Source organism: Paraburkholderia sp. SIMBA_053, from assembly GCF_046534895.1.
Taxonomy (GTDB): domain Bacteria; phylum Pseudomonadota; class Gammaproteobacteria; order Burkholderiales; family Burkholderiaceae; genus Paraburkholderia; species Paraburkholderia caledonica.
On the sequence record NZ_JAWRXU010000001.1, the window covers coordinates 858,214 to 876,444 of the forward strand.

Sequence of the window (18,231 nt, forward strand, 5' to 3'; positions counted from 1 at the left end):
GCGACCCGCACACGATGAGCGACACGGCGACCCTGCAAATCAACGGCACCACGATCGACGCCACCTTCGCGGAAGCGTTTCCGATGAAGGCGACGCGGCTCGTCATCACCGCGCATACGCCGGCGTGGGCAATGAACGCGGCGCGCTCGCTGACGGGTTTTGCGACCTCGGTGATCGGCTGCGGCTGCGAGGCCGGCATCGAACGCACGCTCGAAGGCGACGAAACACCAGATGGACGGCCGGGCGCCGCCGTGCTGCTGTTCGCCGTGTCGTCGAAGGAACTGGCCAAGCAGATTGAACGGCGTGTCGGACAATGCGTGCTCACTTGCCCGACCACTGCCGTCTATCGCGGCATCGACCCGGAAACGAGCCGAGCGCCGCTCTCCGATCTCGCACCGCTCGGCAAAAACCTGCGTTTTTTCGGCGACGGCTGGCAGATCTCGAAGATGCTCGGCGACACGCGCTACTGGCGAGTGCCGGTAATGGACGGCGAATTCGTCTGCGAGGAAACCGCGCCCACCGTGAAGGCCGTGGGCGGCGGCAATCTGATTCTTCTCGCACGCGATATCGACGCGGCGCTGGCCGCTGCCGAAGCGGCGGTCGCCGCGATGCGCATGTTGCCGAACGTGATCATGCCGTTTCCAGGCGGCGTCGTGCGTTCGGGCTCGAAGGTCGGCTCGAAGTACAAAGGCGCCGCCGCGTCCACGAACGACGCGTTCTGTCCGACGCTCGCGGGCCTCTCAGCGCGCAGCGAACTAAGCGCGGAAGTGGGCTGTGTGCTCGAAATCGTGATCGACGGGCTCACCGAAGCGGACGTCGGCGCGGCGATGACGGCGGGCATCGTCGCAGCCGCCGGACTGGGGCGCGCGGCGGGGCTGCTGCGCGTGTCGGCGGGCAATTACGGCGGCAAGCTCGGTCCCTACCACTTCCATCTTCACCAACTGGCGGCCGGTCTCGGCGGGAGCGGCACATGAGCGTCGTGACCACGTTGCGCGTCAGGACGGCGCCGGGTTTTCGCGTCGACGCCTCGGCGTTGCTGCCGGCGGCGCTCGCGGCGCTCTCCATCGCGGACGTCGAGCGCATCGTGCTGCCCGCAGGCAACGATAGTTGCGCCGTCGGCGATGTATTCGACGTCTCGCGCAGCGGCGATGCGGCGGCGTCGGACGAAGCGGGCCAGGGCGGCGCCGACTGCGCGCTGATGATCGAAGACGCCGGACCGTGGCTCGACCGCATCGGCGCGCGAATGACGCAAGGCCACCTCATCGTGAGCGGTTCGGCAGGCGATCAATGCGGCTTGCAGATGGCCGGCGGCGTGTTGCGAATCGACGGCGACGCGGGCCATTTCACCGCCTGCGAAATGCGCGGCGGACGGCTCACGGTGGCGGGCAATTGCGGCGATTTCGCGGCGGGCGCGCTCGCCGGCGACATGGAAGGCATGACGGGCGGCACGCTGACGATTCACGGTAACGCGGGCGCGCGGCTCGCCGACCGCATGCGTCGCGGGCTCGTGCTGGTGGGCGGCAACGCGGGCGATTTCGCAGCGTCGCGGCTCGTCGCGGGCACCATCGGCATCGCGGGTCAACTGGGCGCACACTATGCGTATGGGATGAGGCGCGGAACCCTGCTGCTCGCCCAGCGTCCCACCAGTGTGCCACCCACCTTCACCGACGGCGGCCGTGGTTTCGACGTATTCTGGTCTCTGCTCGTGCGCAGTCTCGCCAGCGAGATTGCGCCTTTCTCACAGTGGCGCGCGGCCCGTCTGCCGCGCCGCTATGCAGGCGATGTCGCCGTCGACGGACGGGGCGAAATCCTCGTGGTGGGCTAACCAAAGGAGGCAGACATGACGACCGCGCATTCTTCTTCCGCGCCCTCACGCGCCAGCGCCGCACCGCGCTACGCCGGCTCGATGATCGCACTGCATTGGCTGATCGCCTTCGGCATCATCGGCCTGCTCGCGCTCGGGCTGTATATGGTCGGACTGCCGAAGGGCCTGCCCGTCAAGGCGACGCTTCTGAACCTTCACAAGTCCATCGGACTGACGGTTTTCCTGCTGGTGCTTCTACGCATCGTGGCGCGTGTGGCCTTTCATCGGCCGCCCCTGCCGCCGATGCGACCGTGGCAACGCGCCGCCGCGCGCACTACGCAGGGCCTTTTATACGTGGCAATGGTGGCAATGCCCGTGTCGGGCTATCTGGGCTCGTCATTCAACCGCTATGGAACGCGCTTCTGGGGTATCCCGCTGCCCAAGTGGGGCTGGGACGACGCGGGGCTGCGCGAACTGTTCTTCGGCATTCACGAAGCGACCGCCTATGTGCTGATCGCGCTGATCGCGTTGCATGTGGCGGGCGCGCTCAAGCATCAATGGATCGACCGTGACAATCTGCTCGCGAGGATGTTGCCATGAGGCGGCCGCGCTCAGCCACGCAAATGCACACACGTATGCGTCCGCAAACGGCGCCGACTGTGCACGCGCTGCGCACGCGCGACGCTCACTGCGTGTCGTTCACGGTGACCGGAGCCGCGGACGGCGTGCCCGTCGTCGTATTGCACGGTGGTCCCGGCAGCGGCAGCCAGCCCGACGCAACGCGGCTCTTCGACTTGACGCGCTTCAAAGTCGTGCTGATCGATCAGCGCGGCACCGGTCGCTCGACGCCTCGTGGCGGCGTGCGCCACAACCGCACGGACCGGCTGATTGAAGATATTGAGGCGGTGCGTGTACGGCTCGGCATAGAACGGTGGGGCGTGCTCGGCGGCTCGTGGGGCGCGGCACTCGCGCTCACGTATGCGGGACGGCATCCGCAATCCGTGACGGGCGTGGTGCTACGCGGCCTCTTCCTCACATCGGCGCGCGAGGTTCGCGGTCTCTTTGTCACGTCGCGCAGACGCGCGCCGCATGCATGGGCGAAGCTGTGTGCCGCCGCAGGTTGCACGCAGCCTGCCGGATTGCTCGCGCGCTGCGCCGCGCGCTTGCGACGCGGCGGCACGAGTGACGCGAGTGGCGTGCAACAGCGAGCGCTCGCGCTCGCGTGGCGCGGCTATGAAAACGCGGTGCTTGCCAGTGCAAGCACGCAACGCAAGCTCGTGCCAGCCAGAATCTCACACAAGGAAAGCCGCAAGCTGGTCGACAAATATCGCATTCAGGCTCATTACCTGACGCATCGCTGCTGGCTTGGAGCGACACGACTGCTGTCGCTTGCGCGCGTCGCCGCCGCAGCCGGTGTGCCGCTTGCCGCCGTGCACGGCTCGCGCGATCCGGTGTGTCCACCGGACAATCTGCGCCGGCTCGCGCGGGCCGTGCCCTCCGCACATGTCGAGTGCGTGCGCGCAGGCCACCTGGCAAGCGATCCCGCGTTGCGCGAACGCGTGGCTGATGCGCTCGCGGCCATGTTTCTTCCATCTACTCACGAGGGGCGCACGCTGCGCCGCGCGGCATGAAAATCAAGGTACTGGGCTCGTCCGCGGGCGGCGGCTTTCCGCAGTGGAACTGCAACTGCCGCAATTGCGACGGCGTGCGGCGCGGCACGCTGAAAGCGACGCGCCGCACTCAATCGTCGATTGCGATCAGCGCGAACGGCGAAGACTGGCTGCTCGTCAATGCGTCGCCCGATCTGCTCGCGCAAATTGCCGCAAACCCCGAACTGCAGCCGGCTCGACGCGCGCGCGACAGCGGCATTGCGGCGGTGCTCGTCATCGACGCGCAGATCGATCACGTCACCGGCCTGTTGATGCTGCGCGAACGCGACACGCCGCTGCCGCTCTATGCGACCGATGCCGTCTGGCAAGACCTGACGAGCGGCTTTCCGATCGCGCCGATGCTCTCGCACTACTGCGGCGTCGAACACTGCCGCATCGCTTTGGACGGCGCGCCGCTCGCCGTCGACGCATTACCCGGCGTGCAGATCCACGCGTTGCCGCTCACCAGCAAGGCGCCGCCCTACTCGCCGCATCGCAACGCACCGGAGCGCGGCGACAACATCGGGCTCGTCATCACCAACCGGCAGACAGGCAAGAGCGTGTTCTACGCACCGGGCCTCGGCGCGATCGAAGCACACGTGCTCGATGCGATGCGCGACGCGGATCTGCTGCTCGTCGACGGCACGCTGTGGACCGCCGATGAAATGATCCGGCTCGGTCTCTCGAAGAAAACCGCGGCGGATATGGGTCATCTGCAGCAATCCGGTCCTGGTGGCATGATCGAAGTACTGGACTCGCTTGGCGGGCAGCAGGTCCGCAAGGTACTGATCCACATCAACAACACGAACCCGATTCTCATCGAGGACGGCGCCGAGCGCCGTATCCTCATGGAGCACGGCATTGAAGTTGCGTACGACGGCATGACGTTCGAACTATGAAGCGTGCGCAGGAAGCACTGACTGCGCACGAACCGGAGATCGCATGAACGCGAAAGACACCTTGAGTGCAGCACCGCGCAACGCTGCCCAGAGCGGTGAAAAGCCCGGCGACGAAGCCTGGACGCGCGAGGAATTCGAAGCGCAGTTACGCGCGAAGGGCACGGCGTATCACATTCACCACCCGTTCAATGTGAAGATGAATAGCGGCGGCAGCTCGCGCGAACAGATTCGCGGCTGGGTCGCGAACCGTTTCTATTACCAGATCAATATTCCGCTGAAAGACGCAGCGGTGCTCTCCAATTGCCCGGATCGCGAGACGCGTCGCCGCTGGGTGCTGCGCATTCTCGATCACGACGGCTATGGCGACGAGGAAGGCGGCATAGAAACATGGGCGCGTCTTGGCGACGCGGTCGGCCTGTCGCGCGAAGAACTGTGGTCGCTCAAGCATGTGACGCCGGGCGTGCGCTTTGCCGTCGACGCGTACGTGAATTTCGCACGCCGCGCACCATGGCAGGAATCGGTGTGTTCGTCGCTGACGGAAATGTTCGCGCCGCAGGTGCATCGCGACCGGCTCGCAAGCTGGCCCGAACACTATCCGTGGATCGAAGCGTCCGGCCTCGCGTATTTCCGCTCACGCATCACGCTCGCGCAGCGCGACGTGGAGCACGGACTCCAGGTCACGCTCGATCATTTCACACGTCGCGAACAGCAGGAACGTGCGCTCGAGATTTTGCAATTCAAGCTCGACATTCTGTGGACCATGCTGGACTCGATCGAAAAGGCGTTTCCACAATGAACGACATGTCCAACGCGGAACGTCCCGCCCTCAACAAGCTGTTCCGCCTGCAATGGGAACCGGCGCAAGACGCTCACGTGCTGCTCTATCCGGAAGGGATGGTGAAGCTCAACCAGAGCGCGGCGGAAATTCTCAAACGGTGCGACGGCACGCGCGACATGAACGCGCTGATTGCCGATCTCGAGCAGGCGTTCAACGCCACCGGACTCGGTCCCGACGTGCGCGCATTCGTCGCTGAAGCGCATTCACGTGGATGGCTGGAGTAGCGCGATGACCGATCTTTCGCAACCCGTTGCCGACGCACGGTCTCAAGCCGTGCCGGAGGGCGTCGCGCCGCCGCTGTGGCTGCTCGCGGAGTTGACCTACCGCTGCCCGCTGCACTGCGCGTTCTGCTACAACCCGGTCGACTATACCGATCACAGTCGCGAACTCAGCACCGAGCAATGGCTCGGCGTGCTGCGCGACGCGCGCGCGCTCGGCGCCGCGCAACTCGGATTTTCGGGCGGCGAACCGCTGGTGCGCGACGATCTCGAAGTGCTGGTCGAAGAAGCACGGCGGCTCGGGTTCTACACGAATCTGATCACGTCCGGCATCGGTTTGACCGACAAGCGCCTCGGCGATCTGAAGGCAGCCGGTCTCGATCACATTCAACTGTCGTTTCAGGATTCGACGCAGGAACTCAACGACTTTCTGAGCAGCACACGCACGTTCGATCTGAAACAGCGCGTTGCCGCGTCGATCAAGCGGCACGGCTTTCCGATGGTGCTGAACTGCGTGCTGCATCGCTACAACCTGCCGCACGTCGACAAGATCATCGAGATGGCACTCGCGATGGGCGCCGAATATCTGGAGCTCGCGAACACGCAGTACTACGGCTGGGCGCATCAGAATCAGGCTCAACTGATGCCGACACGCGAGCAGCTCGACGAAGCAGAAGCCGTGGTGGAACGTTATCGACGCACGCATGGCGACCGGTGCAAGATTTTCTTCGTCGTGCCTGACTACTTCGAACGACGCCCGAAGCGTTGCATGAATGGCTGGGGCGCGGTCTTCCTTGGCGTGGCGCCCGACGGCGCAGCGCTGCCGTGCCACGCCGCGCGCGGTCTGCCGGGACTCGTGCTGCCGAACGTCAAAGAGACGCCGCTGCGCGAGATCTGGTACCACAGCGACGCATTCAACCGCTTTCGCGGTCTGCAGTGGATGAAAGAACCGTGCCGCAGTTGCGAGGAGAAGGAGCGCGATCTCGGCGGCTGTCGCTGCCAAGCGTATCTGCTCACCGGCGACGCAGCCAATGCCGACCCGGTTTGCGACAAATCACCGTCGCATGAAAAAGTGGTGAACGTGACGCGCCTGGCGGCATCGGCCAGCGCGCCGCGTGAGCAACCCATCCTGTTCCGGAACGACGCGAACTCGCGCAAGCTTCTGGCTGCGCAAGCGGCGGATAAGCCGCATGACGGCGGCCATTACGAGTAAGTGGCAAGGGACAGTGCTGCAGGGTACCGGAGTAACGCGCTGAAGCGCGAACTCTGATCGACCGCGTTGCATGGAGGCTGAACATGGCAGGGGCGGACATTTCAGTGTTGCTCGTCGACGATCACGCCGTGGTGCGCGAAGGCTACCGGCGTCTGCTCGAAGTGAATGCCGACGTGCATGTGTGCGGCGAGGCGGCCGACGCCACCCTCGCCTATCAGCGCTTCTGTGCGTTGCGGCCCGATGTCGTCGTGATGGACGTGTCGCTGCCGGGAGCAAGCGGCATCGAGGCGATGCGGCGCATTCTCGCGCGCGAGCCCGATGCCCGAGTGCTGATTTTCAGCGTGCATGAAGAAGCGATTTTCGTGCGCCGCGCGCTGGATGCCGGCGCGCTCGGCTATGTGACCAAGGCCAGCGCACCCGATGTGCTCGTGGAAGCGGTTCGCACGATCGCGAGACGCGCGAGCTATCTGAGCCCTGACGTCTCGCAGGCGCTCGCACTGCGCAACGCCTTCAGCGAAGGCCCGCCTGGGCGGCAGTTATCCGCGCGTGAATTCGAAGTGCTGCGTCTGCTCGTGCAGGGTTACACGCTGCCGAGCATCGCCGAAAAACTCGGTCTTAGCCAGAAGACGGTGGCCAATCATCAGTCGGTGATCCGGCAGAAGTTCGGTGCCGACAACGGTGTTCAACTCGCGCAAATGGCAAGCCGCCTCGGACTTCAGTTCACCGGTTCGGCAAGCCCCGCCTGAGCGGGCACGCGCGCGCAAAACAGGAAGCCGCCTTCGGGCTTGCTCGCCACATGAAATTCGCCGCCGAGTGCCTCGACGCGCTCGCGCATACCGATCAGGCCGAGGCCGTCGCGCGGTGCATCCAGATCGACACCGGGGCCGTCGTCGGCCATGGTCACGACGATTTCGTCGATCGGTTCGTTCGCCCTCGCAGTGTTTTCTGACATGTGTGCTTCGCGCGGCGCGCGCACCATGAACACCTCCACGCGCGAGTTGCGCGCGAACTTCGACACGTTCGTCAGCCCTTCCTGCACGAGCCGGTAAAGCGTGATCGTCAACGCGTCGCTAAGGCCCGAGTAATCGCCTTCTATTGTCAGCGAGAACGACGCATCTGGCAGCCGCTCGCGCCAGCCGTCGATGCAATGTTCAAGTGCACTCGGCAAGCCGAATTCATCCAGACCGATAGGCCGCAGCCGCCGGATCATGCCGCCGATCTGACGGTACACATGGCTCGCGCTCTGCATCAGACCGAGCGATATCCGATGAACCTCCGGTTCGCGTGCCGCTGAAAGATCGCGAATGCGCGCCGCGTCGAGTGAAATGGCGTTCAGGTATTGGCCGAGTTCATCGTGCAGTTCCCGCGCGAGATGGCGGCGCTCGATCTCCTGCGCCTGCAACGCCTGATTGCCGAGACGCCGGTTGTCGGCCAGCAGACGTTCGGCCTGTTCTTCCAGCGCGCGGCGATAGGCTAGCTCGCGGCGCGTCTCGCGATAGCGCCGCCACGCGAACCAGGCGAGGCCCAAAGAGAGCACGCACAGCGTGCCCGGCAATTCGTCGAGCTGGAAGCGCTCCAGACCTCGCGTCCAGCGATACGCGTGCTCGCTGACATCGAACACCGAACTCAACACCGCAGCGAGCGTAGTCAGTGCGAGCACACATGCGAGATCGCGCGGAACCGTCGAATGCGATGGCTCGCGGCGCGCTGACGAAGGTTTGGAGGAATCGCTCGACATCACGTTTGCATTCTACTCAGGCCGGTCGGACACGAACTCTGGTTGCAACGAGTTAGGGAACGCTTCCTCGCGATTTCGGGAAAAGCTCCCGAGCTTCCGCGCGATGGCGCATGCGAAGCTTTGCACACCTTGAAAGAAAGCGCTACGCATGCCGCAACGCGGCTGCGTCACGAAGAAAGCGTCGCCCCGGCAGGAGACAGAATAATGAATATCGCATCACGCGTGCGTCGTCCCAATACCGTGCTCAAACTGCGGCGACGCGCCGGCCTGACGCTGGGATTCGGCAGCGTTCTCGCGAGCATTTCGGTCGGCGCGTGGGCTGACGGGCAACCGCCGGCCGAGGTGTCGGCACCGACATCGGCATCGGCAGCGGCATCGGCAGAAGTTGTCGAGACCGGTGCGGACGGCGAGGTAACCACGCTCGCGCCGGTCGTGGTGGTCGGCACCACGCCGCTTCTCGGCATCGGCACACCGCTCGCTCAGGTGCCGGCCAATGTGCAAACGGTCCACGCGCAAGACATCGCGCAACAGCACCGCAGCACGCTCACCGATTACTTCGCGAAGAATCTGCCGAGCGTCGATATCGCCGACGCGCAGGGCAATCCGTATCAGATGAACGTCAACTATCGCGGCTTCACCGCGTCGCCGTTGCTTGGCACACCGCAAGGCATTTCGGTGTTCGTCGACGGCGTGCGCGTGAACGAGCCGTTCGGCGACGTGGTCAACTGGGACGTGCTGCCGCAGCAAGCCATCGACACGATTCAACTGATTCCGGGTTCCAATCCGACCTATGGCCTGAACACGCTCGGCGGAGCGCTTGCTATCACCACGAAGAACGGCAAGACGAGCCCCGGCGGGGCGGCCGAAGTGGCGCTCGGCTCGTGGGGCCGCAAGAGCGCGCAGATCGAGCAAGGCGGCACGATCGGACAGAACCTCGACTACTACGTGACCGGCAACGTGGCCAACGACAACGGCTGGGCCGAACAGAATGCAAGCCGCGTGCGCCAGATCTTCGGCAAGCTGCGTTATACCGATGCGGACACCACGCTGTCGCTGTCGGCAGGTGGCGCGGACAACGATCTGCACGGCACGCAGACTATTCCGCGTTCGTTTCTTGGCAACCCGAAGCAGCCGTACACCTATCCCGACCAGAACCTCAACACGGCGGGCTACCTGACGCTCTCCGGCGAACACTACTTCAGCGATAACGTGGAACTGAGCGGCAGTGCGTACTACCGGCATTTCCGCAACAGCAACCTGAGCAGCAACACCAATCCGAACTTCGGCTCCATCGGGGACGACGGCGACCTCGACACCACGCAGGCGACCAACGAAAAATCGGTGGTCTCGACCGAGAGCTACGGCGCGAGCCTGCAGCTCACGTTGCTCGGCAAACTCGGCGGCATGGAGAATCAGTTTGTCGCCGGCGTGTCGGCGGACATTGCAAATTCGCGTTACACGGAATCGTCGCAAGACGCGGTGTTCACCGACTCGCGCGCGACGCTCGGCATCGGCGATTTCACGCAGCAGACCGCGGCGAAAACGCATAACGGCAACTACGGCATCTACATGCAAGACACGTTGTCGCTGACGAAGCAATGGTCGCTGACGCTTGCGGGCCGCTACAACTGGGCGGATGCCACCATCGGCGACTCGAGCGGCCTTCAGCCGCAGCTGAACGGACACCATACGTTTTCCCGTTTCAATCCGGCAGTCGGCATCAACTGGAATCCGACTTCGACGTTCACGGCCTATGCCACCTACAACGAAGGCATGCGCTCGCCCACCGCGATCGAACTCGCCTGCGCAGACCCCGCCGCGCCCTGCTCGCTGCCGAACGATTTCGTATCCGACCCGGCGCTGCAACCGGTGATTTCGAAGACCTTCGAGTTCGGCGCGCGCGGACGGGTCGGTCAGGCGACGACATGGAGCGCGGCCGTGTATAGAACGACGCTCGATAACGACATAGAGTTCATCAGCAGCAACGGCGCCGCGAGCAATCGTGGCTTCTTTCAGAACGTCGGCCGCACGCGCCGGCAAGGCTTCGAGCTTTCCGGGCGCAGCCAGCTGGGCCCGCTCGCCGTGACGGCGAGCTACAGCTATATCGACGCAACCTACCGGTCGGCCTGGACCGAGAGCAGCCCGAGCAATTCGAGCGCGGACGCGAACGGCAACATTGATGTGAAGCCGGGCGACCATCTTCCCGGAATCCCGGCGAACACGGTCAAGCTGCAGCTCGACTATGCAGCCACCGCGAAGTGGAAGGTTGGCGCGAACCTCACGTGGCGCGGCGGCATCTATGCACAGGGCGACGAAAACAACCAGGACGTGAACGGCAAGATCGCCGGCTATCTGCTGATCGATCTGGATACGTCGTACCAGGTGACCAAACAGTTGCAGGTCTTCGCGAACATCATGAATCTGCTCGACAAGCGGTATGCGAGCTTCGGCACGCTAGGGGAGAACTTCTTCAACGGCCCCAATCATACGTTCGACGGCGCGAACCCGAGCAACGAGCAGTTCGTCGGGCCAGGCGCGCCGCGCGGGTTCTGGGTCGGCCTGCGCTATGCGTGGAAGTGACGCGATGCGACACGATGCATACGCGAGGCGATGACACATGATGGACCTGTCATCGCCCCGCGAATGACGGGCAGTCAGCGCGATTCGATCGAGCCGTCGCTATGCGGATAGGTAACGATTCCCCATGCGAGCGGCAACTGGCCGATCTGCGTAATCGGCTGATAGCTGCGCGCATCGAGCACATAGACGGCGTCTGAGCGCCCGCACGCCACCAGCAGTTTCGTGCCGTCCGGCGTAAAGCTGAAGTGCCAGCAGCGTTGTCCCACCGGAACGTCGGCGAGATGCTCGTAGCTGTGGCCGTCGAACACCTGGACCGTCTTGTCGCGCGCCGCGGCGACGAAGAGCCTCTTGCCCTCCGGACCGTAGGCCACGCCGTATGGACCCAGCTTGGTATCCACGGTCCGGACGACCTTGAACGTGTGCGCGTCGATGACGACCAGCTTGCTCAACGACTCGAGCGTGACCACGTATTCCTTGCCGTCCGGCGACAGGCGGATGCCGCGCGGACGCCCGCCCGCCGCGAGCTTCACGGTTCTGAGCGGTGCTCCGGTGCGCGCGTGATAGACGGAAACCGTGTCGTCGCCTTCGTTCGTGACGAGCATGCTCTTGCCGTCACGCGAAAACTCGATGCCCTCGGTTTCGTGACCGCTCGTCACCGAACGCACCACGCGCCAGGTCTTCATATCGACGATCGCGATCTCGGCGGGCGGCTTGTTCGCATCGTCATCGTCGTCGGCATGCGGTTTGTTGCCTGACTCGTTAGCCGGCTTGCCGGGCTGCGCGTTCGCGGCGGGCGGCCCGCCGTCTTCGCCCGGCTCGTATGTGACGTACGCATAGCCGTTGTGCACACGCACAAACTCCGGATTCTTGCCGATTTTCACGCGCTGCACGACTTCCCCGGAAGCCGTATCGATGACGGCGAGGTCGCCGGTATTCTTGTTGGCCACCAGAAGGCGCGATCCGTCCGCATTCAGGCTCAGCCCGCGCGGACCGGCTTCGCCGACAGGAAACGTCTTCGTTAGCGTCATCTTGTCGAGGTCGATCACACCGACACCGGCCTTCTCGCTCGTCACATACGCCGTTGGGGCCGCGGCTAGCGCCGGGGCAGCTGTGAATGCGGCAAAGACAGCCGCGGCAGCCGCAGCTAAAACGATGGGACGTCCCCCTGTTGTTATACGAACGCGTGTCTCCAGCATATTTTTTACTCCGTTGTGAAAGCGCTGTGCCGCGCAAGCCCGGCATTCAAGCAAAGTAGTTCATTGAAGGAACGTTTGGCAACGCAGAGGGGCAGGAAATTTTCCCGAATTGACTTAGCAACTGCAGTAGCCGTTCTAAAACGCCGCTCCGCAGCGGAGAATGAATGCGCAGACATCGACGATGCGACGCACGTCGCCTGCCTCTAGTCCGCTAGTTGCCTGCGTTTCGCTTTTCATGCGAAGCGACTTGAAGGAAACGGTATGCAGCACTATGGTGTCGCGAATGTCTGGCAGAGCGGCGATCTCGTCACACGCGCGATCCTCGGCACGCTTTTCATCATGTCCATCGTGTCGTGGACGGTCATCGTCGTCAAACTGTGGCACGTCATGCGCATCAAGCGTGTGACCGGCCGCACCGACGCATTGTTCTGGCAAGCGGACAGCTTCGAACACGGGCTCGAAGACCTGGGCGGCCTTAATAGTTATAGTGGCGACGCATCGGCGGCAGTGCTGCGCGACAATCCGCTTCTGGCGCTTGCCGTGGCAGCCGCGGAAGCGGCGGCTCATCACCGGCAAAACAGGCCGCATCTGCAAGACCGCATCGGCGTGTCGGACTGGATTGCGCGCCGTCTGCAGGGCACCATCGACGACATCATCGCCCACATGCAAAGCGGTCTCGCCGTGCTGGCGTCGATCGGCAGCACCGCGCCGTTCGTCGGCCTCTTCGGCACCGTGTGGGGCATTTACCATGCGCTGATCGTGATCGGCGAAACGGGACAGGCATCGATCGATCATGTTGCCGGACCGGTCGGCGAGTCGCTCATCATGACTGCGTTCGGGCTCTTTGTCGCAATACCCGCGGTGCTCGGGTACAACGGCCTCACGCGCGCGAACAAGTCGATCGTCACCCGGCTCAAGCGCTTTGCGCATGGATTGCACGCGTACTTCGTCACCGGCCTGCAACTGCCGCGCGCGTGACCCGATAGCGCACGAGCATGCCGCTCACGCGGCGCGCTCGCAGCGTTGAAAGCCGTTAAAGGATCGGTTATCGCGGTCCAAAGAAACTCTGAGTTCAAATTGCCGTGTCGCTCCGCTATCGTGACTGCACACCGGCGACATGCATGACGCCGCTCTGCAAACATGAAGAGGACTGGCTCATGCAAGCCTTGATCTTCGATGTGGACGGCACGCTTGCCGATACCGAAAGCGCGCACCTGCACGCGTTCAATGCGGCATTCGCGGAAGCCGGTCTCGACTGGCAGTGGGACGAAGCGCTCTACTCGCGTCTTCTCGCGGTAGCGGGCGGCAAGGAGCGTATGCTGCATTACTGGCGCATTGCCGACCCGCAAGAAGCCGAGGGCTCGGACGTGAGCCGCGTCATCGACACGGTGCACGCGATCAAGACCCGTCATTACGCGGCCCGCGTGCGCAACGGCGGGTTGCCGTTGCGGCCCGGCATTGTGCGGCTGATCGACGAAGCCGCCGACGCCTCCATTCCCGTGGCAATCGCGACGACCACCACGCCGGCGAATCTCGATGTGCTTCTACAAAGTCCGTTCGGCACCGATTGGCAGAGCCGTTTCGCTGCGATCTGCGACGCGAGCACCACGCAGAAAAAGAAGCCTGCGCCCGATGTCTACCTCGACGTGCTTCGGCAACTCGGCCTGCCAGGCGCGGCTTGCATGGCGTTCGAAGACTCCGCCAACGGTCTGCGGGCCGCGCGCGCGGCGCTGATACCGACTGTCGTAACATCGACCGCATACACATCGCAGGATTATTTCGACGGCGCGTTAGCCGTGCTGCCTCATCTCGGCGATCCTCATACGCCGATCCCATCCGGAACGACAGGCGAGCGGCCCGCATGGGTGGACCTCGACACGTTGCGCCGCTGGCACCGCAATGCGTTGAACGAGGCCGCTGCCGTATGAGCGCGCAACCTGTTTTATCGCCGCAAGCGCGAACACGTGCCGTGCTGATCGACCTCGACGGCACGATGGTTCACACCGCGCCGGATATCGTCGAAGCGGCGAGCCGCATGCTCGCCGACTTCGGTCGGGCGCCGTTGCCATTCGACACGGTCAGCGGCTTTATCGGCAAAGGTGTTCCGAACCTCGTTCGACGCACGCTCGAGGCGGCGGCGCTGGACCGGCAAGTAGGTATGAGCGACGGCCTGGCGACTTTTCATCGGCACTATGAGCAGACCAATGGCAAGCATGGCCATGTGTTTGCGCACGTCGCCGCGGGTCTCGACGAGCTTCGACAGCTCGGCTACCGGCTTGCATGCGTCACCAACAAACCGGAGGCGCTTGCAGCGCCGTTGCTGCTGATGACAGGCCTCGCGGATCATCTCGACCTGCTGGTCGCAGGCGATTCGATCGAGCGCATGAAGCCCGATCCCGAACCGCTGTTGCACGCTTGCCGATTGCTGGGCGTAGATGTGGAGTGCAGCGTGCTGGTCGGCGATTCTCCGGTCGACGTTAGCGCGGCGCGAGCCGCCGGCATGCCGGTGTTCATCGTGAGCTACGGGTATGGCGGCCCGGATGGCCCCGAGGCGTTGCAATGCGATGCGCTGATCGATTCGTTTGCGAAACTGCCTGCCCTGCTTCTTCCGCACTAGAACCTGCGACGGACACCGGCAAGCGCCCACGCTTGCGAATCGGTACCCGTTGTAGTCCCACTCCGCGTGCCGGAGTGGTATCCATCATCTTTGCCTGGGCCTCAGCAGCACGTGTCCGCACCGCTGGCCGATTTCACCGCGAATGCTGGCTCTCCCACATACCGGCGGCTTACAGGTTGTCATGCTGACAACTCAGGCGCGCGCGCGAAAGGAGGTCGCCATGTCGGTTTATGTAGATGAAGGGTTCCGGCCCTGTGTCACGGAGTGCGCGACGGTCGCGTTCAGAGTGTGCCGCGACGACCGGGCGCAGATTTTCGAAGTGAGCGCGGATGCGTTGATCGCCTTTTGCGGCGCGGCAAGCGCGCGAAAGAAGGACTTACTGCTCGCATTCGAAGGCGCGCAAAACGAGATTCTCACCGTGGCCGCACAGAGGTGGACCTTCACGCCGAGCGAGCCCGTTCGGCTGGGTGTCGACGAATTCCGTATGATCTTGCATTAGTATGACCACGCATTAGTCAGCAAAATAGGTAAGCAAGACTCGCGTCATGACCTGGATCGCCGCCCTGCCGATGTACAACGTCACGCCCTCGCTCGAGACCGAGTGGCGCGGATGGCTTTCCGACGTCTTGCGCATGGTCAAGCCCGCGTGCCGCATCGTCGAACCCGACGAAGAATTGCACGGCTTCTGGCGCCGGCCCAATCTGTTGATGTCGCAAACCTGCGGTTATCCGTTGATGCACGGCTTGCACGAACAGGTGCAGTTGATCGCCACGCCGCGCTTCGACGCGCCTGGTTGCGAAGGCGCGCATTACTCGAGCGTGCTGGTCACGCGCTCGGACGCGCCGTTCGATACGCTCGCGTCGCTGCGAGGCGCACGCGCCGCCTACAACCAGGACGATTCGAACAGCGGCATGAATGCGCTACGCCATGCAGTCGCGCCGCACTCGCACGAGGGTGCGTTCTTTCGCGCTGCGGTCCGCACCGGTTCGCATGTCGGCTCGCTGCGTGCCGTCGCGGAGAACCGGGCGGATGTCGCCGCGATAGATTGTGTGACGTTCGCTTTTGTCTGCGATGAAATGCCGGAACTCGCACGGCGAGTCAGGCGCATAGGCATGACAGCGGCCTCGCCGGGTCTGCCTTTAATCGCATCGGACACGGTGCCCGCCGCAACGGTGGAAGCGTTGCGCGAGGCGCTTAACGAAGCGCTCGCACTGCGGCCCGATCGCGCAAGACGCCTGCGTTTGCAGGGCTTTTCCACGTTGCCGCTCGACGACTATAAACGCATTGCGCAACTGGAAAACGAGGCGCGCGCGGCCGGGTATACGCGCCTCGGCTGAGGTTTCGTTGCGGCTTTTACGCAGCCGGAAATGATCGTGCCTATTGCACGTCCAGCACCAGAAGCTGTGCACCGTCGGCCACCTGATCGCCGACCGCATACAGCACTTCAGACACCGTGCCTGCTGCCGGTGCGTCGATCGTGTGCTCCATTTTCATCGCTTCCATCACGATTAGCGGCGTGCCTTTCTCCACCACCGCGCCCGGCTCGACCAGGACCGCGATGACCTTGCCGGGCATCGGCGCGGTCAAGCGTCCTTCGCCATGTTCGGCGTCCGCGGCATGTGCGAGCAGGTTCTGCCACTCGAAGGCCAGCGCGTGACCGAGGCAGAACACATGGAACGTATCGCCGTCGATGAACACACGGCCCGTGGCGCGCGCATCGCCTATCGTCGCGCGGTATTCATGCAAGCCCGCGCCGCTGGACCATGAGAAAGCTTCGCGCACGCCGTCGTGTTCGAGCGTTTGCGTCGCGCCGTCGCGTGCAAAAGCGACGGTGAACGGGCTGCCGGTTTCCCCGCTGCTTTCGATAGCGAGCCAGCCCAGCGTTTGTGCGAAGCCGCTGTTCAGGCGCCAGTGCGATAGCGCATCCCACGGCGACGCGCCGTGCGCGGTGCCGCCCTCGCGCGTGAGCAGCGCGGCGCACGCGAGCGCGAGCGCGAGCGCTTCCTTGAACGGCTTCTTTACAGGCGCGAACAACGCCTCGTGATGCCGCTCGATCAGGCCCGTATCGAGGTCCCCCGTTGCGAACGGCTCGCTCTCGACAATGCGTTGCAGGAACTCGACATTGGTGTGCGGACCGACCACCTCACACGCATGCAGCGCACGGCTCATTCGCGCGAGCGCTTCTTCTCGCGTCGCGCCGTGTACGATCAGCTTCGCGATCATCGGATCGTAGAACGGCGTGATCGTATCGCCCTCGCGCACGCCGCTGTCGATGCGCACGGGCGCCTTGCGGCTTTCACCTGCGCCCGCATGGATCGTGAATTCCACGCCTTCAGGCATGCGCAAATGCTTGAGCGTGCCGGTCGAAGGCAGGAACCCGCGCGCCGGATGTTCGGCGTAAATGCGCGCCTCGATTGCGTGGCCGTCAATCTTCAACTGGTCCTGCGTTAGCGGCAGCGGTTGGCCGGCGGCTACACGCAGTTGCCATTCCACCAGGTCCTGACCCGTGATCATTTCCGTCACCGGGTGCTCGACCTGCAAGCGGGTGTTCATCTCCATGAAATAGAAGTCGCCCGTGGCCGTCATGATGAATTCAACGGTACCGGCACCCACGTAGTTCACGGCGCGCGCGGCGGCCACTGCGGCCTCGCCCATTTCGCGCTTGATTTGCGCGGACAATCCCGGCGCGGGCGCTTCTTCCAGTACCTTCTGATGACGCCGCTGCACCGAGCAGTCGCGGTCGAACAGATAAACCGCGCCGCCGTGACGATCCGCGAAGACCTGCACTTCGACGTGACGCGGCCGCGTCAGATACTTTTCGATCAGCACTCGATCGTTGCCGAAACTGCTTGCCGCCTCGCGCTTGCACGAAGCGAGCGCCGCGAGGAAGTCTTCGCTGCGCTCGACAACACGCATGCCCTTGCCGCCACCGCCCGCACTCGCCTTGAGCAGCACCGGATAGCCGATCGCATCCGCCTCGCGATGCAATATTTCGGGGTTCTGATCATCTCCGTGATAACCGGGAACGAGCGGCACCGCCGCCGCGTGCATCAACGCCTTTGCCGCCGCTTTTGAGCCCATCGCGGCGATCGCTTCGACCGGCGGTCCAATGAATACGATGCCGGCGGCTTCGCATGCATGCGCGAAGTCTTCGTTCTCCGACAGGAAGCCATAGCCGGGGTGCACGGCCTGTGCGCCGGTTGCGCGCGCCGCCTCGATAATGCGCGCTACGCGCAAATAACTTTCCGCCGCGGTCGCGCCGCCGATATGCACGGCTTCGTCGCAGGCGCTGACGTGCTTTGCATCGGCGTCCGCGTCTGAATAAACGGCCACACTCGCAATGCCGAGCCGCTTGCAGGTCGCCGCGACGCGGCACGCGATTTCGCCCCGGTTTGCAATCAGGATCTTGTTGAACATGAGTTGTCTCGATCTCGGGATATTCTTCTGGTGAAGGCCTGCGGGCGCCTCGGAATGTCAGT

18 protein-coding genes are annotated in these 18,231 nt (G+C 63.9%); 15 read left to right on the forward strand and 3 right to left on the reverse strand.

Translation table 11 applies throughout. The annotated features are described in order from the left end of the window. Nucleotides 1–14: 14 nt before the first annotated feature. From fhcD to SB753_RS03995, 9 genes are all read left to right on the forward strand, one after another. Nucleotides 15–974, forward strand: a complete 960-nt coding sequence (gene fhcD / locus SB753_RS03955) for a formylmethanofuran--tetrahydromethanopterin N-formyltransferase (RefSeq protein ID WP_410799613.1) — start codon at nt 15–17, stop codon at nt 972–974. Then, nucleotides 971–1,825, forward strand: a complete 855-nt coding sequence (locus SB753_RS03960; protein ID WP_410799070.1) for a formylmethanofuran dehydrogenase subunit C — start codon at nt 971–973, stop codon at nt 1,823–1,825. The genes fhcD and SB753_RS03960 overlap by 4 nt, the downstream gene beginning before the upstream one ends. Nucleotides 1,826–1,840: 15 nt before the next feature. Then, nucleotides 1,841–2,404: a cytochrome b gene (locus SB753_RS03965; protein WP_020066354.1), complete on the forward strand. Its 564-nt coding sequence runs from the start codon at nt 1,841–1,843 to the stop codon at nt 2,402–2,404. A 35-nt stretch (nt 2,405–2,439) separates the two neighbouring features. Then, on the forward strand, nt 2,440–3,435 hold the full coding sequence (locus tag SB753_RS03970) for an alpha/beta fold hydrolase (protein ID WP_410799072.1): 996 nt from the start codon (nt 2,440–2,442) through the stop codon (nt 3,433–3,435). Continuing rightward, complete coding sequence (pqqB, locus tag SB753_RS03975) at nt 3,432–4,352, forward strand: pyrroloquinoline quinone biosynthesis protein PqqB (protein WP_410799074.1); 921 nt, start codon at nt 3,432–3,434, stop codon at nt 4,350–4,352. The genes SB753_RS03970 and pqqB overlap by 4 nt, the downstream gene beginning before the upstream one ends. 43 nt (nt 4,353–4,395) lie before the next feature. Continuing rightward, nucleotides 4,396–5,148: a pyrroloquinoline-quinone synthase PqqC gene (pqqC, locus tag SB753_RS03980; RefSeq protein WP_410799076.1), complete on the forward strand. Its 753-nt coding sequence runs from the start codon at nt 4,396–4,398 to the stop codon at nt 5,146–5,148. Then, nucleotides 5,145–5,414: a pyrroloquinoline quinone biosynthesis peptide chaperone PqqD gene (gene pqqD, locus SB753_RS03985; RefSeq protein ID WP_131320564.1), complete on the forward strand. Its 270-nt coding sequence runs from the start codon at nt 5,145–5,147 to the stop codon at nt 5,412–5,414. The genes pqqC and pqqD overlap by 4 nt, the downstream gene beginning before the upstream one ends. Before the next feature lie 4 nt (nt 5,415–5,418). Continuing rightward, the gene (gene pqqE, locus SB753_RS03990) at nt 5,419–6,621 is read left to right on the forward strand and encodes a pyrroloquinoline quinone biosynthesis protein PqqE (protein WP_410799078.1); all 1,203 of its coding nucleotides are present in this window, start codon (nt 5,419–5,421) and stop codon (nt 6,619–6,621) included. Nucleotides 6,622–6,704: 83 nt separating this feature from the next. Further along, nucleotides 6,705–7,367, forward strand: a complete 663-nt coding sequence (locus tag SB753_RS03995) for a response regulator (RefSeq protein ID WP_410799079.1) — start codon at nt 6,705–6,707, stop codon at nt 7,365–7,367. Here SB753_RS03995 and SB753_RS04000 read toward each other — a convergent pair. Next, complete coding sequence (locus tag SB753_RS04000; protein WP_410799081.1) at nt 7,337–8,359, reverse strand: histidine kinase; 1,023 nt, start codon at nt 8,357–8,359, stop codon at nt 7,337–7,339. The genes SB753_RS03995 and SB753_RS04000 overlap by 31 nt on opposite strands. 204 nt (nt 8,360–8,563) lie before the next feature. Here SB753_RS04000 and SB753_RS04005 point away from each other — a divergent pair, with 204 nt between their 5' ends. Then, nucleotides 8,564–10,939, forward strand: coding sequence for a TonB-dependent receptor (locus SB753_RS04005; protein ID WP_410799082.1), 2,376 nt, complete (start codon nt 8,564–8,566; stop codon nt 10,937–10,939). A 74-nt stretch (nt 10,940–11,013) separates the two neighbouring features. On the opposite strand, the gene SB753_RS04010 is transcribed toward SB753_RS04005, so the two are convergent. Continuing rightward, the gene (locus SB753_RS04010; RefSeq protein ID WP_408162633.1) at nt 11,014–12,135 is read right to left on the reverse strand and encodes a beta-propeller fold lactonase family protein; all 1,122 of its coding nucleotides are present in this window, start codon (nt 12,133–12,135) and stop codon (nt 11,014–11,016) included. Between the two features lie 261 nt (nt 12,136–12,396). Between SB753_RS04010 and SB753_RS04015 the strand changes: the two genes are divergently transcribed. The 5 genes from SB753_RS04015 (at nt 12,397) to SB753_RS04035 (ending at nt 16,089) form a co-directional block, all read left to right on the forward strand. Next, on the forward strand, nt 12,397–13,113 hold the full coding sequence (locus SB753_RS04015) for a MotA/TolQ/ExbB proton channel family protein (protein ID WP_410799084.1): 717 nt from the start codon (nt 12,397–12,399) through the stop codon (nt 13,111–13,113). A 179-nt stretch (nt 13,114–13,292) separates the two neighbouring features. Then, on the forward strand, nt 13,293–14,063 hold the full coding sequence (locus tag SB753_RS04020) for an HAD family hydrolase (RefSeq protein WP_410799086.1): 771 nt from the start codon (nt 13,293–13,295) through the stop codon (nt 14,061–14,063). Beyond that, a complete protein-coding gene (gph, locus tag SB753_RS04025; protein WP_410799088.1) occupies nt 14,060–14,752 on the forward strand; it encodes a phosphoglycolate phosphatase in 693 nt (230 codons plus the stop codon). The genes SB753_RS04020 and gph overlap by 4 nt, the downstream gene beginning before the upstream one ends. A 220-nt stretch (nt 14,753–14,972) precedes the next feature. Next, nucleotides 14,973–15,251 (forward strand): DUF1488 family protein, encoded by a 279-nt coding sequence (locus SB753_RS04030; RefSeq protein ID WP_027804359.1) that lies wholly within the window; start codon nt 14,973–14,975, stop codon nt 15,249–15,251. A 46-nt stretch (nt 15,252–15,297) separates the two neighbouring features. Then, complete coding sequence (locus SB753_RS04035; RefSeq protein ID WP_204521733.1) at nt 15,298–16,089, forward strand: phosphate/phosphite/phosphonate ABC transporter substrate-binding protein; 792 nt, start codon at nt 15,298–15,300, stop codon at nt 16,087–16,089. Between the two features lie 40 nt (nt 16,090–16,129). Here SB753_RS04035 and SB753_RS04040 read toward each other — a convergent pair whose 3' ends face one another. Next, nucleotides 16,130–18,169, reverse strand: coding sequence for an acetyl/propionyl/methylcrotonyl-CoA carboxylase subunit alpha (locus SB753_RS04040; RefSeq protein WP_410799090.1), 2,040 nt, complete (start codon nt 18,167–18,169; stop codon nt 16,130–16,132). Between the last annotated feature and the right edge of the window lie 62 nt (nt 18,170–18,231).

Coding starts and splice junctions, on each gene's coding strand:
- SB753_RS04015 (WP_410799084.1), top strand. CDS start 12,397: ATGCAGCACTATGGTGTCGCGAATGTCTGGCAGAGCGGCGATCTCGTC.
- SB753_RS04035 (WP_204521733.1), top strand. CDS start 15,298: ATGACCTGGATCGCCGCCCTGCCGATGTACAACGTCACGCCCTCGCTC.
- SB753_RS04010 (WP_408162633.1), bottom strand. CDS start 12,135: ATGCTGGAGACACGCGTTCGTATAACAACAGGGGGACGTCCCATCGTT.
- pqqC (WP_410799076.1), top strand. CDS start 4,396: ATGAACGCGAAAGACACCTTGAGTGCAGCACCGCGCAACGCTGCCCAG.
- SB753_RS03960 (WP_410799070.1), top strand. CDS start 971: ATGAGCGTCGTGACCACGTTGCGCGTCAGGACGGCGCCGGGTTTTCGC.
- fhcD (WP_410799613.1), top strand. CDS start 15: ATGAGCGACACGGCGACCCTGCAAATCAACGGCACCACGATCGACGCC.
- SB753_RS04030 (WP_027804359.1), top strand. CDS start 14,973: ATGTCGGTTTATGTAGATGAAGGGTTCCGGCCCTGTGTCACGGAGTGC.
- pqqB (WP_410799074.1), top strand. CDS start 3,432: ATGAAAATCAAGGTACTGGGCTCGTCCGCGGGCGGCGGCTTTCCGCAG.
- SB753_RS03970 (WP_410799072.1), top strand. CDS start 2,440: ATGCGTCCGCAAACGGCGCCGACTGTGCACGCGCTGCGCACGCGCGAC.
- SB753_RS04005 (WP_410799082.1), top strand. CDS start 8,564: ATGAATATCGCATCACGCGTGCGTCGTCCCAATACCGTGCTCAAACTG.
- SB753_RS03965 (WP_020066354.1), top strand. CDS start 1,841: ATGACGACCGCGCATTCTTCTTCCGCGCCCTCACGCGCCAGCGCCGCA.
- SB753_RS04020 (WP_410799086.1), top strand. CDS start 13,293: ATGCAAGCCTTGATCTTCGATGTGGACGGCACGCTTGCCGATACCGAA.
- pqqD (WP_131320564.1), top strand. CDS start 5,145: ATGAACGACATGTCCAACGCGGAACGTCCCGCCCTCAACAAGCTGTTC.
- pqqE (WP_410799078.1), top strand. CDS start 5,419: ATGACCGATCTTTCGCAACCCGTTGCCGACGCACGGTCTCAAGCCGTG.
- SB753_RS03995 (WP_410799079.1), top strand. CDS start 6,705: ATGGCAGGGGCGGACATTTCAGTGTTGCTCGTCGACGATCACGCCGTG.
- SB753_RS04040 (WP_410799090.1), bottom strand. CDS start 18,169: ATGTTCAACAAGATCCTGATTGCAAACCGGGGCGAAATCGCGTGCCGC.
- SB753_RS04000 (WP_410799081.1), bottom strand. CDS start 8,359: ATGTCGAGCGATTCCTCCAAACCTTCGTCAGCGCGCCGCGAGCCATCG.
- gph (WP_410799088.1), top strand. CDS start 14,060: ATGAGCGCGCAACCTGTTTTATCGCCGCAAGCGCGAACACGTGCCGTG.